The 14,992-nt window shown below is 70.7% G+C and carries 14 protein-coding genes; 13 read left to right on the top strand and 1 reads right to left on the bottom strand.

Annotated features, from left to right (window positions below; translation table 11 throughout):
* Positions 1 to 149: 149 nt before the first annotated feature.
* The 6 genes from Ato02nite_RS49575 to Ato02nite_RS49550 all read left to right on the top strand — a co-directional run bounded on the left by Ato02nite_RS49575 (position 150) and on the right by Ato02nite_RS49550 (position 6,726).
* Positions 150 to 3,293: an Rne/Rng family ribonuclease gene (locus tag Ato02nite_RS49575; RefSeq protein WP_213013720.1), complete on the top strand. Its 3,144-nt coding sequence runs from the start codon at positions 150 to 152 to the stop codon at positions 3,291 to 3,293.
* 117 nt (positions 3,294 to 3,410) lie between these two features.
* Positions 3,411 to 3,908: a hypothetical protein gene (locus Ato02nite_RS49570; protein WP_213013719.1), complete on the top strand. Its 498-nt coding sequence runs from the start codon at positions 3,411 to 3,413 to the stop codon at positions 3,906 to 3,908.
* 146 nt (positions 3,909 to 4,054) lie between these two features.
* The gene (gene rplU, locus Ato02nite_RS49565) at positions 4,055 to 4,369 is read left to right on the top strand and encodes a 50S ribosomal protein L21 (protein WP_203733915.1); all 315 of its coding nucleotides are present in this window, start codon (positions 4,055 to 4,057) and stop codon (positions 4,367 to 4,369) included.
* Between the two features lie 13 nt (positions 4,370 to 4,382).
* Positions 4,383 to 4,640, top strand: coding sequence for a 50S ribosomal protein L27 (gene rpmA / locus Ato02nite_RS49560; protein ID WP_203814247.1), 258 nt, complete (start codon positions 4,383 to 4,385; stop codon positions 4,638 to 4,640).
* 70 nt (positions 4,641 to 4,710) lie between these two features.
* Entirely contained in the window at positions 4,711 to 6,216 is a 1,506-nt protein-coding gene (gene obgE / locus Ato02nite_RS49555) for a GTPase ObgE (RefSeq protein ID WP_213013718.1), read from the top strand.
* A 57-nt stretch (positions 6,217 to 6,273) separates the two neighbouring features.
* Entirely contained in the window at positions 6,274 to 6,726 is a 453-nt protein-coding gene (locus Ato02nite_RS49550; protein ID WP_213013717.1) for a GNAT family N-acetyltransferase, read from the top strand.
* Here the strand turns inward: Ato02nite_RS49550 and trpS are convergent.
* Positions 6,715 to 7,674, bottom strand: coding sequence for a tryptophan--tRNA ligase (gene trpS, locus Ato02nite_RS49545; protein WP_213013716.1), 960 nt, complete (start codon positions 7,672 to 7,674; stop codon positions 6,715 to 6,717). The genes Ato02nite_RS49550 and trpS overlap by 12 nt on opposite strands.
* Before the next feature lie 216 nt (positions 7,675 to 7,890).
* On the opposite strand from trpS, the gene pepN reads away from it, so the two are divergent.
* From pepN to Ato02nite_RS49510, 7 genes are all read left to right on the top strand, one after another.
* The gene (pepN, locus tag Ato02nite_RS49540; RefSeq protein ID WP_246608230.1) at positions 7,891 to 10,362 is read left to right on the top strand and encodes an aminopeptidase N; all 2,472 of its coding nucleotides are present in this window, start codon (positions 7,891 to 7,893) and stop codon (positions 10,360 to 10,362) included.
* A gap of 46 nt (positions 10,363 to 10,408) precedes the next feature.
* Positions 10,409 to 11,914 carry a hybrid sensor histidine kinase/response regulator gene (locus Ato02nite_RS49535; RefSeq protein WP_213013714.1) on the top strand — a complete coding sequence of 502 codons (1,506 nt, stop codon included), beginning with the start codon at positions 10,409 to 10,411 and terminating at the stop codon, positions 11,912 to 11,914.
* Between the two features lie 14 nt (positions 11,915 to 11,928).
* Positions 11,929 to 12,528, top strand: a complete 600-nt coding sequence (gene nadD / locus Ato02nite_RS49530; RefSeq protein ID WP_213013713.1) for a nicotinate-nucleotide adenylyltransferase — start codon at positions 11,929 to 11,931, stop codon at positions 12,526 to 12,528.
* A 39-nt stretch (positions 12,529 to 12,567) separates the two neighbouring features.
* A complete protein-coding gene (gene rsfS, locus Ato02nite_RS49525) occupies positions 12,568 to 12,957 on the top strand; it encodes a ribosome silencing factor (RefSeq protein ID WP_213013712.1) in 390 nt (129 codons plus the stop codon).
* Complete coding sequence (locus Ato02nite_RS49520; protein WP_213013711.1) at positions 12,954 to 13,583, top strand: histidine phosphatase family protein; 630 nt, start codon at positions 12,954 to 12,956, stop codon at positions 13,581 to 13,583. Before rsfS ends, Ato02nite_RS49520 begins: the two co-directional genes overlap by 4 nt.
* Positions 13,584 to 13,627: 44 nt before the next feature.
* The gene (locus Ato02nite_RS49515) at positions 13,628 to 14,017 is read left to right on the top strand and encodes a hypothetical protein (RefSeq protein WP_246608229.1); all 390 of its coding nucleotides are present in this window, start codon (positions 13,628 to 13,630) and stop codon (positions 14,015 to 14,017) included.
* Between the two features lie 81 nt (positions 14,018 to 14,098).
* Positions 14,099 to 14,947, top strand: a complete 849-nt coding sequence (locus Ato02nite_RS49510) for a DegV family protein (protein WP_213013710.1) — start codon at positions 14,099 to 14,101, stop codon at positions 14,945 to 14,947.
* Positions 14,948 to 14,992: the final 45 nt, after the last annotated feature.

Raw genomic sequence — 14,992 nt, 5'->3', positions numbered from 1 at the left:
CCATCGGAGGTCGTCGGCTGCACCACAGCCGGCGTCCGTCGGCAGACTTCGGACGCCCGTCCGACCAACGGCCGGGACCGAAATACTTGCGGCGATCCTGCGTGGCAGCGCTCACACGCGCCCGGGGTCGCCAGAACTGGAGAGCGCCCATGCTCGATAACGAGCCACAGGGCGGTGAATTGGACGGAGCGGTTACACCGCCCGCCGATACCGCCGATAGCACATCAACCACCCCTGCACGCCGGACGAGGACAACCCGCCGCAAGGCGGCCGCCCCGGCAGCGGAAGCGCCGTCCGAGGGCGCGACCGCCGAACCGGGTGCCGCGATCGAAGCCGCCGCGTCTCAGGACGCGGTGGCCGAGGCCGAGGCCGCGCCGGTCAAGCCGGTGAAAGCAACGCGCAGCCGGCGCAAGGCCACCGCTCCGGCGGCCGAACCCGCTGCCCCGGCCGCGCCAACGGCCGAGGACGCGGAGACGGCCCCGGTCGAGGCTCCGGTAAAGGCGACCCGAGCCCGGCGCAAGAAGGCCGTGCCGGCTGCCGCCGCACCCGAGCCCGTCGAGGCGGCACCCGTCGAAGTGCCGGTGGCCGAGCTGATCGCGGCCGAGGAACCGGTGGCCGAGGACGAGCCGGTCGTCGAGGAGCAGGCGCCGATCGCCGGCGTGCTGCCGCTCGATGACGACTTCGTCGAGGAGGAGAAGCCCGCACGGCGCAGCCGCCGGGCGGCACTGCCTCCCGCCGTACTCTTCATGCCGCCGGAAGCCACCGAGGAGCCCGCGCCGGTCACCGCCGGCCGCCGCTCGCGGCGCCCGGCGACCATCACGCCCGTCGAGCCGGAGGTCTCGGAGACCGAGGCCGCCGTCGCCGACCTGCCCGCCGAGCCCGCAGCCGCCGAGGCCGAGGGTTCCCGCCGCAGCCGGCGCCGCCGGCGCGGTCCGGCCGAGGAGATCGCCGAGCCGGTCGAGGCCGTCGCCGCGGTCGCCGAGCCTCTCGTCGACGAGGTCGACGAGAGCGCCGACGACGTCGAAGAGGGCATCGAGGACGAGTCCGAGGACGAGCTGTCCGCCGCGCGGCGCCGCCGCCGGCGTGGCCGCCGCGGCCGTGGTCGCGGCAAGGGCCCGGCCGAGGACGGCGACGAGTACGCCGAGGGCGAGGAGCCGGTCGAGTCCTCCGCCGAGGAGGAGTCCGAGGACGGTGAGGACGAGGCCGAGGAGGGTGACGGCGTCACCCGCCGCCGACGGCGCCGGCGCCGCAAGGGTTCCAGCGGTGACGCCGAGACCGGTGGCATCGAGGACGGCGTGCACACCGTCGTGCGGGTGCGTGAGCCCCGCCGCACCTCCGACGAGGTGCAGGGCGTCTCCGGTTCGACCCGGCTCGAGGCCAAGCGCCAGCGCCGCCGGGACGGCCGCGAGCAGCGCCGCACCCGGCCGCCGATCCTGAGCGAGTCGGAGTTCCTGGCCCGCCGCGAGGCGGTCGACCGGGTCATGGTCGTCCGGCAGAAGCCGGACCGCCTCCAGATCGCCGTGCTGGAAGACGGCGTGCTGGTCGAGCACTACGTGGCCCGGGCCACCTCCGGCACCATGGTCGGCAACGTCTATCTCGGCAAGGTGCAGAACGTCCTGCCGAGCATGGAAGCGGCCTTCGTCGACGTCGGCCGCGGCCGCAACGCGGTGCTCTACGCCGGCGAGGTCAACTGGGACGCCACCGGTCTGGAGGGCCGCTCCCGCTCGATCGAGCAGGCGCTCAAGTCCGGCGACTCGGTGCTGGTGCAGGTGACCAAGGACCCGATCGGGCACAAGGGCGCCCGGCTGTCCAGCCACATCGCGCTCTCCGGCCGGCACCTGGTCTACGTGCCCAACGGCAACGCCTCCGGGATCAGCCGCAAGCTGCCCGACACCGAGCGCAAGCGCCTGCGGGACGTCCTGAAGAAGCTGGTGCCGGACGGCGCCGGGGTGATCGTCCGGACGGCGGCCGAGGGCGCCAGCGAGGACGAGCTGGCCCGCGACGTCAAGCGCCTGCAGGCCCAGTGGGAGGACATCCAGCGCAAGTCGGCCGAAGGCCACGCGCCGGTCGCCCTCTCCGAGGAGCCCGACCTGGTCATCCGGGTGGTCCGGGACCTCTTCAACGAAGACTTCCGCGAGCTGATCGTGCAGGGCGAGCAGGCGTACGCCGAGGTGGAGGACTACCTCAACTCGGTGTCGCCGGACCTGGTCGAGCGCCTGCACCGGTACACCGGGGTGGCCGACGTCTTCGCCGACAAGCGGATCGACGAGCAGATCCTCAAGGGTCTCGACCGCAAGGTGTTCCTGCCCTCGGGCGGCCACCTGGTGATCGACCGCACCGAGGCGATGACCGTCGTCGACGTCAACACCGGTAAGTACACCGGTGCCGGCGGCAACCTCGAGGAGACGGTCACCCGGAACAACCTCGAGGCGGCCGAGGAGATCGTCCGGCAGCTGCGGCTGCGCGACCTCGGCGGCATCGTGGTCATCGACTTCATCGACATGGTGCTGGAGAGCAACCGCGAGCTGGTGCTGCGGCGGCTCACCGAGTGCCTGGGCCGGGACCGCACCAAGCACCAGGTCACCGAGATCACCTCGCTCGGCCTGGTGCAGATGACCCGGAAGCGGATCGGGTCGGGTCTGCTCGAGGCGTTCAGCGAGACCTGTGACCACTGCAAGGGCCGGGGCGTGCTGATCCACACCGAGCCGGTGCCGGAGAAGCGGGGCAACGGCGGCGGTGGCAACGGCAGCGGCAACGCGGCCGGCACCCAGGTGAAGGCTGTCGCCGCGGCCACCCGGACCGAGCAGCCGCCGGCGGTGCAGCAGCAGCCGACGTCGTCGCGGTCGCGCCGGCGTCGTGGTGCCACCGAGGCCGCCGCGGTCGAGGCCGCCCTCGCCATCGAGGCGACGGAGGTTGACGGGGAGCCCATCGCTCCGCTGGAGCCGCTCGCCGAGAACCCGGTCGCCATCGCGGCCGACCTGCCGCCGGTCGTCGGTTCGGGCGTTGTCGGTTCGGGCGTTGTCGGTTCGGGCGTTGTCGGTTCGGGCATCGTGTCGGTGGGCCAGTCGGCGCCGACCGCGGCCGAACCGGCCGAGGAGTACGACATCAGCGGTTACGACCTGTCCCGCTACGAGACGCCGGAGCCGGTCGAGCCGCTGCGGCTGACCGGGACGGACGACCCGGACGCGGCCGACGATGAGGACGACGAGGACGAGGACGACGAGCCGGTGGGCGCCGGCGCGGGCCGGCGACGGTCGCGGCGCGGGGGAGCCCGGCGGCGTACACGTCCGTAGCTTCCGACGGCGGGAGCGGTTCGGTAAAGAAAGTTAACTACTGAACCGCTCGCCGCCGTGGAGTCCGCTACCCTCGCGGGGTTCGATCACCCTTCCCCCGAGGAGACCGAGACTCCGATGCGACGCCTCGCATTCCTGATGGTTCTGCCCTTCCTGGCCGCCGGCTGCTCCGGCGGTGACGAAACCGCCGCGGGCGGCGCGACCCCGGCCGTCGGTGGCTCCTCCGGAGCGGCTCCCGCCGCGGTCGATCCCTCCGTGGCGGCGGCCGGTGACAAGGCGCTCTCCGGCAACACCAAGGCGATCTGCGCCCAGGCCGAGCGGACCAGCACCAGCTTCGGTCAAACCTTCATCGCCGACCTCAAGCTCCAGATCGACAACGCGAGCAAGGACGCGGCGGCCAAGAGCGCGGCCAAGGAGAAGCTCGACCGGGACGTGTCGAACTTCTCGGACGCGCTCGCCGACATGGCGAAGCTGGCCGACGACAAGGCGCTCAAGGGTGCTCTGACCCAGATGAGCAAGAAGGTCCAGGTGCTCAAGGGTGACGTCACGAAGATCAACGCAGACAAGATGTCCGAGATCACCGCTACCCTGGACAAGGCCTGCGGAAAGAGCTGAGGGGCCGGTTTGGGATCGGCGCGTCACATGAAGTACGCTTGCCGACGGCGCTTTTCATGCGCCGTACCCCGGTGACATATCTCGGGATCAGCACCATCCGCCAAGCAGCGGTCTTCGCTGCGTAAGTCTCAGGGAGTCCGCGTCCGATGTACGCGATCGTCAAGACCGGCGGCAAGCAGTACAAGGTTGCCGAGGGCGACGTGATCGAGGTCGAGAAGCTCGCGGGCGTGCCCGGCGATGCGCTCACGCTCGCCGCAGTCCTCCTCGTCGACGGTGACAACCTGGTGACCGACGCGGCCAAGCTTGCCAACGTTACGGTGTCCGGCGAGATCGCCGAGCACACCAAGGGTCCGAAGATCCGGATCCACAAGTTCAAGAACAAGACCGGTTACCACAAGCGCCAGGGGCACCGTCAGCCTCTGACCAAGATCAAGGTCACCGGCATCAAGAGCGGGAAGTAGGGGCGGATCACTCATGGCTCACAAAAAAGGTGCGTCCAGCTCGCGCAACGGCCGTGACTCCGCCGCCCAGCGGCTCGGCGTCAAGCGGTTCGGTGGCCAGCTGGTCAACGCCGGCGAGATCCTGATCCGCCAGCGTGGCACGAAGTTCCACCCGGGCGACCTGGTCGGCCGGGGCGGCGACGACACGCTGTTCGCGCTGGCCCACGGCAACGTGCTGTTCGGCAAGAACCGTGGTCGCAAGACCGTCAGCATCGTTCCGGTCTCGGAGTAGTTTTTTCCTACAGCGGGCCACGGACCCCTCGGGGTCCGCGGCCCGCTGTTGTGTTTAGGGAGTTGAGCAAGTGACCACGTTCGTCGATCGGGTCGTGCTGCACCTGCAGGCGGGTGACGGCGGGCACGGCTGCGTCTCGGTACGCCGGGAGAAATTCAAGCCGCTCGGCGGTCCCGACGGCGGCAACGGCGGGCACGGTGGCGGCATCACGCTCGTCGTCGACCCGCAGCAGCACACGCTGCTCGACTTCCACTTCCACCCACACATCAAGGCGTCCAACGGCGTCAGCGGCGCGGGCGCGAACCGGGACGGCGCCAACGGCAAGGACCTGACCGTGCCGGTGCCGCCCGGCACCGTCGTGCACGGCGAGAACGGCGAGGTGCTGGCCGACCTGGTCGGCGCCGGCGCCACCTTCGAGGTGGCCCGCGGTGGCCGCGGCGGGCGGGGCAACGCCTCGCTGGCCAACACCCGGCGCAAGGTGCCCGGTTTCGCCGAGCTGGGTGAGCCCGGCGACCGGATCGACGTGGTGCTCGAGCTCAAGAGCGTGGCCGACGTGGGCCTGGTCGGCTTCCCGTCGGCGGGCAAGTCGTCGCTCATCTCGGTGATCTCCGCGGCCAAGCCCAAGATCGCCGACTACCCGTTCACCACGCTCGTGCCCAACCTGGGTGTGGTGCAGGCCGGCGACCAGACGTTCACGGTGGCCGACGTGCCCGGCCTGATCCCGGGTGCGGCCACCGGCAAGGGCCTCGGCATGCAGTTCCTGCGGCACATCGAGCGCACCTCGGTGCTGGTGCACGTGCTCGACGCGGCGACGCCGGAGATCGACCGGGACCCGCTGGCCGACCTGGACGCGATCGAGGCCGAGCTCTCGGCGTACGGCGGTCTCGAGGACCGGCCGCGCCTGGTGGTGCTCAACAAAATCGACATCCCGGACGGCCGGGACCTGGCCGAGATGGTCCGCCCCGACCTGGAGGCCCGCGGTTTCCGGGTGTTCGAGGTCAGCGCGATCACCCGGGAAGGGCTCAAGGAGCTGGTCTACGCTCTCGCGGCCACGGTCGCCGAGCACCGGCTGGCCACGCCCGAGCCGGAACCCACCCGGGTCGTGGTGCGTCCCCGCGCGGTCGACGAGACCGGCTTCACCATCGAGCAGGACGAAGAGGGCGTGTTCGTGGTGCGCGGCGCCCAGGTCGAGCGCTGGATCAAGCAGACCAACTTCGACAACGACGAGGCCGTGGGCTACCTGGCCGACCGTCTCGAGCGGGTCGGGGTCGAGGCCGAGCTGGGCAAGAAGGGCGCGAAGGCCGGGGACCCGGTGCGGATCGGCGTCATGGAGTTCGACTGGCAGCCCAACGCGGGCGAGTTCGTCTCCGGTCCGCGCGGCACCGACGCCCGCCTCGAGGAGGAGAGCCACCGGGCCAGTGCGTCCCAGCGGCTCGCCGCCCGCAAGGCACGCCGGGTGCGCTCCGACGACGAACTGCTGCACATGGCGCCGGACGGCACGGTCACCACGCTCGCGAACGCGCAGCGGCCGGTGCTGGTCACCGACTCCGACGATGAGGACGACACCGGCGAATAGGGCGTCGTCCAGCTTGTCGCAACCCTCCGGAAACTGTGCTCGCTTAGAGTCACCGTCGTGCTGATCGAATCCCGTCCCGCCCTGGATCCGGAACTTGGTGCCCTGGTCACGGCCCAGCAGCGGGAGATACGGGAGATCGACGGGGGGATGAACACCACGGTGTTCGTCCCCGACGATGACGCTGCGTACATAGTGGCCGTGGTCGACTACCGGGCCGTGGCCTGCGCCGCCTGGCAGGCCACGGAGCCCGGGGTGGTCGAGCTGAAGCGGATGTACGTGCGGCCGGCCTTCCGCGGCCGGGGCATCGCCCGCCAGATGATCGTCGCGATCGAGGAGGAGGCGCTCGCCGCGGACCGGCCGGTCATCCGGCTGGAGACCGGCAGTTACCTGCCCGCGGCGATCGCTCTCTACCAGTCGTCGGGGTATCACCAGATCCCGGCGTACGGGCCGTACGTGGGCAACCCCTACAGCGTGTGCTTCGAGAAGCGGCTGGCCGCGTTAGTCCAGTAGCCCGATCGCAACTTTTGTACGGCGTACCGTCGCAAGCGCCGCAGGCCGCACCCGGGTCCGGCCCTCCGCCAGGATCTCGCGGACGTAGCCGGGGTCCAGCTCCGCATATCGGGCGCGGATCGGATCGAGCAGCGCGACTACCGCGTCTGTGACCTCGCGTTTCAGCGCGCCGTAGGACGTGAACTCGCCGGGCTTCTCATCGGTGCAGGCGGCCAGGATGGCCAGCAGATTGCTGACGCCCGGCTGGTTCTCCGGATCGTGCCGGACGACGCCCGCGGTGTCGGTGACCGCACGCGAGATAACCTTGCGGATCGTCTCGGGCGGGTCGAGCAGCGCGATCCGGCCGGCCGGCGACGGGGCGCTCTTGCTCATCTTCCGGACCGGATCGGACAGGTCCATGATCCGGGCGGCCGACTCGGGGCGGATGCCCTCGGGCACGGTGAAGGTCTCCCCGTAGCGTGCGTTGAACCGTAGCGCGAGCGTGCGGGCCAGTTCCAGGTGCTGGCTCTGATCGTCACCGACCGGCACCTGCTCGGCGCCGTGCACCAGGATGTCGGCGGCCATCAGCACCGGGTAGGTGAGCAGGCTCAGCCGCACCGGCCCGCCGCCCGCCGATTTCTCCTTGAACTGGATCATGCGGGCCGCCTCGCCGAAGGCGGCCGTGCATTCCAGCAGGTAGTGCAGCTCGGTGTGCTCGGGGACCTGCGAGTTCGCGATGATCGCGGTGCGCCGCGGGTCGACGCCGGCGGCCAGCAGTAGGGTGGCCACCTCGAGCGTGTTCGCTCGCACCGCGGCCGGATCATGCTCCATGGTCAGCGCGTGCAGGTCGGCGATCATGGCGATCGAGTCGGTCGTCGACTGCGCCTCGACCAGCGGGCGCATCGCGCCCAGCAGGTTGCCGAGGTGCAGGTTTCCGGTCGGCTGAAAGCCGGTGAGTCGCTTGATCATGGCGAGATTCCTTCCGTACGGGGTGGGCACCCCCGCCGGAGATCGGCCGTGACATGCGAAACGGCCGCCCGGAGGGGGCGGCCGCGGATGAGGTCATGCGCGCGTGGGTGAGCCGCCCGTCAGGGCAGCCACCAGCACAGGTTCGTAGCGCGCACGACTCGATGCTACCGCGAGGCGGCGGCGTGTCGAACGGGACGGACGGGCATGATGGTCGTCATGCCGCTGACCCGCTCCGAGGCCACCGCCCGGGCCGCCATCATCGACGTCCATTCGTACGAGGTGCACCTCGACGTCACCGCCGCCGGGGAGACCTTCGGCTCGCGGGCGGTGGTGCGCTTCGGGGCGCGGCCGGGCTCGTCGACCTTCCTCGAGTTCGAGCCGGTAGTCGTATCGTCGATGACGCTGAACGGGTCACCGGTGCCGTCCTTGTCGGTTTCGGGCGGCCGGTTGACCCTGGCCGACCTCGCCGAGGAGAACGAGCTGGTCGTCGAGGCGACCATGCGTTACTCGAACGACGGCGAGGGTCTGCACCGCTACACCGACCCGGCCGACGGGAACGTCTACCTCTACCAGCACCTGTTCATCAACAACGGCGGCCGGGTGCTGCCCTGCTTCGACCAGCCCGACCTGAAGGCGTCCTGGCAGGTGTCGGTCAGCGCACCCGCCGACTGGAAGGTCGCCACCAACGGCGAGCTGGTCTCCTCCTCGGCCGGCGAGTGGCGGTTCGCGGCCACCAAGCCGATCTCCACCTATCTCGCCTCGCTGTTCGCCGGGCCGTTCCACGCGGTGACCGACTCCCACGACGGCATCCCGCTGGCGCTCTACGTGCGGGCCGCCCTCGCCGAGCATCTCGACCGCCAGGCCGAGGAGCTGTTCACGATCACCAAGCAGTGTCTCGACCGCTATCACGAGATGTTCGAGATCCGGTACCCCTTCGGGCACTACCAGCAGGCGTTCGCGCCCGAGTTCAACTTCGGCGCCATGGAGTACCCCGGGCTGGTCGTCTTCCGGGACGAGATGATCTACCGCTCGGCGGTCACCGACAGTCAGCGGGAGAGCCGGGCCAACGTCATCGCGCACGAGATGGCCCACATGTGGTTCGGCGACCTGGTCACCATGGCCTGGTGGGACGACCTGTGGCTGAACGAGTCGTTCGCGGAGTACTTGGGGACCCGCGTCGCGGGCGAGGCCACCCGCTTCACCGGCACCTGGACCACGTTCGCGATGCAGCGCAAGGCCTGGGGACTGCGCGCCGACCAGCACCCGTCCACCCATCCGGTCGCCCCGGTCGAGGTGCGCGACACCGAACAGGCACTGCTCAACTTCGACGGCATCTCGTACGCCAAGGGCGCCGCCACCCTCAAGCAGCTGGTCGCGTTTGTCGGCGACGAGGCTTTCCTGGCCGGGCTGAACGAGCACTTCACGGCCCACGCCTACGGCAACGCCACGCTCGCCGACCTGCTCGGTGCGCTGGCCAAGGCGAGCGGGCGGGACCTGTCCGGCTGGGCCGAGGTGTGGCTGCGCCGGGCGCAGGTCAACACGCTGCGCCTGGAGCTGTCGCCGGCCCGGGTGGAACAGACCGCGCCCGCCGACTACCCGACGCTGCGGCCGCACAAGATCGGCATCGGACTGTACGACCGTGGTGCGGACGGCACCGTGGTGCGGCGCTCCCTCCTGCCGGTCGAGGTGGAGGCGGCCGCGGTCACGGCAGTGCCGGCCCTGGATGCCGAGCCCGCCGCCGACCTCGTGGTGCTCAACGACGGCGACCTCACCTACGCCAAGATCCGCCTGGACGATGCGTCCACCGCGGCCGTCTCCACCGTCCTGCCGCTGATCTCCGACTCGCTCGCCCGGGCCGTGCTGTGGGCCGCCACGCTGGACGCCGTGGTCGACGGGGAACGGCCGGTCGCCGAGCTGGTCACGCTGGTGCTGACCGCGCTGCCGGTGGAGTCCGAGGTGGTGATCGTGGAGGACGTGCTGCGGGCCACCCGCAGCCTGGTCGACCGCTACTCGACACCGGAGACCCGGCCGGCCGCGCTCGAACTCGTCGCCCAGGCGGCCGACCGGTTGCTCGCCGTCTCGGAGCCGGGCGGGTCCCGCCAGCTGGCCGCGGCCCGGGGCCTGATCGGCGCCACGAACCAGAGCGGGCGGCTGCGGGGCTGGCTGGACGGCGAGGGCGTACCGGACGGGCTGGCCATCGACGCCGACCTGCGCTGGCTGATCCTCTACCGGCTGGTCGTGCTGGACGCGGCCGGGACCGCCGAGATCGATGAGGAGTTCGCCCGGGACCGCAGTGCCACCGGAGCCCAGTGGGCCGCCCGATGCCGGGCCGCGGTGCCCACCCCGGACGCGAAGGCCGCCGCCTGGCAGGCGATCGTGTCCGACGTTTCGCTGTCCAACCGGCTGGTCGAGATGACCGCGTCCGGGTTCTGGCATCCCGAGCAGCTCGATCTGCTGGCGCCGTACGTGCCGCGCTACTTCGCCGAGATGCCGGCGATGATGCGGGTGCGGGGCGGGATGAGCGCGGAGCGTACGGCCGGGTACGCGTACCCGGAACTGGCGGTTGGCGCGGAGACCCGGCGGCTGGCCGCCGAGCTGTTGTCCCGCGAAGATCTTGATCCGATTCTCCGCCGCGTCGTGCAGGACGCCGACGACGACATGCGCCGGGCAGTGGAGGCTCGCTTTTAGGGCAATTCTCGCGTTTTGGGATCGATAGCTTCGCTAGCCTTCGTTGGTGGAGTGGTCCGAGGAACTGGTCGGCGGTCTGCTGCAGGCCGCCCCGGACGCGATCCTGGTCCTGGACGGGCACACCATTCTGCTCGTCAACGACCGAGCCGTGGAGCTGTACGGCTGGTCGCGCGACGAGCTCGTCGGCAAGTCCATCGACATGCTCCTCACCGAGGACGCCCGGATGATGCTTCCGGAGCGCCGGCGGAAGATCGACGAGGGCCGTCCCGGGCCGATCGGGGCGGTCACCGCCACCGTCCGGCGCCGGGACGGCACGGAGATCCCGGTCGAGTCCTCGGTCTCGATCGTCGACACCCAGCAGGGCCGATTCGCCGTCGCGGTGGTCCGGGACCTCACCGAGCGCGCCCGCGCCGAGCAGGAGAAGGCCCGGCTGCGGGCGGAGGCGCACGTGCACCGCAGCCAGCGCCTGGAGAGCCTCGGGCAGCTGGCCGGCGGGGTCGCGCACGACTTCAACAACATGCTCGGCGTGATCGTCAACTACGCGAGCTTCGTGATCGAGGAAGCGTCCTCGGAAAGCCCGGACATGTCGGCCATCGTGGCCGACGCCCAGCAGGTCGTGCAGGCCGGCAAGCGCGGGACCGATCTCACCCACCAGCTGCTCGCCTTCGCCCGGCGCGAGGTCGTGCGGCCGCAGGTGCTCGACCTCAACGCGGCGATCGGCGAGGTCGAGGAGATGCTGCGCCGCTCGCTCGGGGAGCACATCAACCTGATCGTCCGGCCCGGGGAGGAGCTCCCGCCCGTGGTCTGTGACCCGGGGCAGATCTCGCAGGTGCTGGTCAATCTGGCGCTCAACGCGCGGGACGCGATGCCGGGCGGCGGGGATCTGGTGATCGACACCGGGCGGCACGGGGAGCAGGTGCGGCTGCGGGTCGGTGATTCCGGTACGGGGATGTCGCCCGAGGTGGTCGAACGGGCCTTCGAGCCGTTCTTCACCACGAAGGGGAGCGGGGCCGGCACCGGGCTGGGGCTCGCCACCGTGTACGGGATCATCACGCAGGCCGGAGGCGAGGTCAGTATCGCCTCGTCACCCGGCGTGGGTACCACGGTGACCGTACTCCTGCCTGTTTCTTCTGATTTATCGGATTCTCTGGATAAGTCGGTGACCTCGGCGCCCGCGCCCGCGCGCGGGGAGACCCTGCTCGTGGTCGAGGACGAGGCGGCGCTGCGGGACGTGGCCGGGCGGATCCTCTCCGGGGCCGGTTACCGGGTGCTCGCGGCGGAGTGCGGGGCGGCCGCGCTGGAGCTGGCCGCCGGGCACGAGGGCAGCATCGACTTGCTGGTCAGCGACGTTGTGATGCCGGGGATGCTGGGCAAGGAACTCGCCGAGCGGCTGGTCTCGATCCGGCCGGACACCCGGGTGCTCTACATGTCCGGGTACGCCCAGCCGGTGCTGCACTCGCAGGGGACGCTCGACCCGGGGGTGGCGCTGCTGGAGAAGCCGTTCACCGCGGACGACCTGCTCACGGCGGTCCGTAAACGGCTGGACGACTGATCTATATTTTGCGGATGCGCCGGATCGGGATCATGGGTGGGACCTTCGATCCGATCCACCACGGCCACCTCGTGGCGGCCAGCGAGGTGCAGGCCCGCTTCGATCTCGACGAGGTCGTCTTCGTGCCCACCGGCCAGCCCTACGAGAAGGGCAAGGTGTCGCCGGCCGAGGATCGCTACCTGATGACGGTGATCGCCACCGCGTCCAACCCGCGCTTCCACGTCAGCCGGGCTGACGTCGACCGGGACGGCCCCACCTACACCGTCGACACGCTGCGGGACATGCGGGCCATCTACGGTCCCGACACCCAGCTGTACTTCATCACCGGGGCGGACGCGCTCTCCCGCATCCTGGGCTGGAAGGACGCGCTGGAGATGCTGACCATGGCGCACTTCGTCGGCGTCACCCGGCCCGGCTTCGAACTCACCGGCGACCACCTGCCGGCCGACTCGGTCACCCTCGTGTCGGTTCCGGCCATGGCCATCTCGTCGTCCGCCTGCCGGGCCCGGGTGGCCGGCGGTGAACCGGTCTGGTACCTGGTGCCCGATGGTGTTGTGCAGTACATCAACAAGCGGGGCCTCTATCGGGGGTCGGGGAATGTCACACCGGTGTGAGAGGCTTGTAGGACTGGAACACCGACCGAGGGGACGCTCTTGCCCGTCACCGAACGCGCTCTTGAACTGGCGATGACGGCCGCTCAGGCCGCCGCCGACAAGAAGGCTCAGGACATCGTCGTCATCGACGTGGCCGAGCAGCTCTACATCACCGATGCTTTCGTGATCGCCTCGGCGTCGAACGAGCGACAGGTCGCTTCTATCGTCGACGCGATCGAGGAAGCCCTGGTCAACCTGCCGGAGAAGGCAAAGCCCGTGCGCCGCGAGGGCGAGCGCCAGGGCCGGTGGGTGCTTCTCGACTACGTCGACATCGTGGTGCACGTGCAGCACGCCGAGGAGCGGGAGTTCTACGCCCTCGACAAGCTGTGGAAAGACTGCCCGTCCATCCCGTTCGTCGACCGTGACATGGTCGAGGCCGACGCGTCGTGAGTCGGCTCATCGTTTGGCGGCACGGCAACACCGACTGGAACGCGAACCATCGCGTCCAGGGCCAGACCGACGTGCCGCTGAACGCGCTGGGCCGCCAGCAGGCGGTCGACGCCGCCGAACTGCTCATCAAGATGAAGCCCGACGCGATCGTCTCCAGCGACCTGCACCGCGCTTCCGACACCGCCGCGGCCCTGGCCGCGCTCAGCGGCCTGTCGATCAGCTACGACAAACGGCTCCGCGAGCGGTATTTCGGCGCGTGGCAGGGCCTCACCATGCCCGAGGTGGCCGAGCTCTACCCCGACCAGCACACCCGGTGGACCTCCGGTCAGGAGGTCGGCGGTGACGTCGAGTCCCTGGCCGACCTGGGGAAACGGGTCTCCGAGGCGTTGCACGCCGCCGCCGGGCTCGCCCCGCCGGGCGGCACCGTGGTGGTGACCACTCACGGTGCGGCCGCTCGGCAGGGCATCGGACACCTGCTCGAATGGCCGCTGGAGCAGTTGCGCACACTGCGGGCGCTGCAGAACTGTCACTGGGTCGAGTTGACCCACTCGCGGGAGCGGGGTTGGCAGGTGGCGGCATACAACGTCGGGCCGTTCACCGATCGTCCGGTTCCGCCGCCGGTTTAGGCCGTACTGAGGAACCTCGCTTGATCCGGTAGCGTCCAACCATCATGTTGACCCGACGCGTCGCCGCCGCCCTGGCCCTGATGCTTTGCCTCGCCGGCTGCGCCAACCAGGATTCCCCCATCGACTCGGCCGCCCCGGCTTCCTCGCTGCCGGCGTCGTCGCTTCCCTCCTCGGCACCCACCGCGGAACCGAGCGCACCCACCGCGACCGGGGCCCAGACCATCACCGGCACCGTCGAGGCCGGGGTCGAACCGAACTGCCTGCTGCTGCAGGACGGCAAGGGTTCCCATCTGCTGGTCTTCGACGACGCCGCGATGCGGGCCGACGTCGGCGTGGGCAAGAAGGTCACGCTGACCGGGCGCTCCGAGCCGACCATGATGTCCACCTGCCAGCAGGGCATCCCCTTCATCGTGACCTCGGTGACGCCGGCCTGATCCTTCTTCTTTCGGGCTTGATCTTTGGGCTTGATCGGCTCCCGTGCGGTCGTGCGGGCGCCGATCGGTTAACGTGCCCGCATGCCCGTCGCGGTCGTCACCGACTCCACCGCGTACCTGCCCGCCGAACTGAGCGGCTCGTATGACCTGACCGTCGTCCCCCTCACCGTGGTGATCAACGGCGCCGAAGGGCTCGAGGGCCTCCAGATCCAGCCGGCCGAGGTGGCTCGGGCGCTGAACGCCCGCCGTTCCACGGTGAGCACGTCCCGGCCCGCCCCGTCCCAGTTCGTCGAGGCCTACCGCCGCCTGCTGGACGCGGGCGCCGACGGCATCGTCTCGGTCCACCTGTCCGCGAAGCTGTCCGGCACGTTCGAGGCGGCCGGCCTGGCGGCGGCCGAGGTCGGCGACCGGGTCCGGGTGGTCGACAGCGAAACCACCGGCATGGGCCTGGGGTTCGCCGCGCTGGCGGCCGCCGCGGCCGCCCGGGAGGGTCAAGACCTCGATGCCGTACGGGCGGCAGCCGCCGACCACGCCGCCCGGGTGAGCACTCTCTTCTACGTGGACACGCTGGAGTTCCTGCGAAGGGGCGGCCGGATCGGCGCCGCCTCGGCCCTGCTGGGTACGGCCCTGTCGGTGAAGCCGATCCTGCACGTGGTCGACGGCGCGATCGTCGTGCGCGACCGGGTCCGCACCGCCGGCCGGGCCCTGGCCCGCCTGGTCGACCTGGCCGTGGAGGCCGGTGGCGACGGCGAGGTCGACATCGCCGTGCACCACCTGCAGGCCGCCGACCGAGCCACCGCCCTGGCCGACGCCGTGGCCATGCGCCTGTCCGACCGCCTGCGCGACTGCTACATCACCGAGATCGGCGCTGTGGTGGCCGCCCACGTAGGCCCCGGCCTGGCCGGCGTCGTAGTCCACCGACGCCCCTGACGCACTCCGTTCGGGGCGCGCCGCGCCGGGCCGGGCCGAGGTGGG

The sequence above is a fragment of the Paractinoplanes toevensis genome (assembly GCF_018332695.1).
Taxonomy (GTDB): Bacteria; Actinomycetota; Actinomycetes; order Mycobacteriales; family Micromonosporaceae; genus Actinoplanes; species Actinoplanes toevensis.
The sequence above is the reverse complement of the archived record's forward strand: the minus strand, read 5'-3'. Positions and strand labels throughout refer to the sequence as shown.

Coding starts and splice junctions, on each gene's coding strand:
- Ato02nite_RS49575 (WP_213013720.1), top strand. CDS start 150: ATGCTCGATAACGAGCCACAGGGCGGTGAATTGGACGGAGCGGTTACA.
- Ato02nite_RS49570 (WP_213013719.1), top strand. CDS start 3,411: ATGCGACGCCTCGCATTCCTGATGGTTCTGCCCTTCCTGGCCGCCGGC.
- rplU (WP_203733915.1), top strand. CDS start 4,055: ATGTACGCGATCGTCAAGACCGGCGGCAAGCAGTACAAGGTTGCCGAG.
- rpmA (WP_203814247.1), top strand. CDS start 4,383: ATGGCTCACAAAAAAGGTGCGTCCAGCTCGCGCAACGGCCGTGACTCC.
- trpS (WP_213013716.1), bottom strand. CDS start 7,674: ATGATCAAGCGACTCACCGGCTTTCAGCCGACCGGAAACCTGCACCTC.
- pepN (WP_246608230.1), top strand. CDS start 7,891: ATGCCGCTGACCCGCTCCGAGGCCACCGCCCGGGCCGCCATCATCGAC.
- nadD (WP_213013713.1), top strand. CDS start 11,929: ATGCGCCGGATCGGGATCATGGGTGGGACCTTCGATCCGATCCACCAC.
- Ato02nite_RS49515 (WP_246608229.1), top strand. CDS start 13,628: ATGTTGACCCGACGCGTCGCCGCCGCCCTGGCCCTGATGCTTTGCCTC.
- Ato02nite_RS49510 (WP_213013710.1), top strand. CDS start 14,099: ATGCCCGTCGCGGTCGTCACCGACTCCACCGCGTACCTGCCCGCCGAA.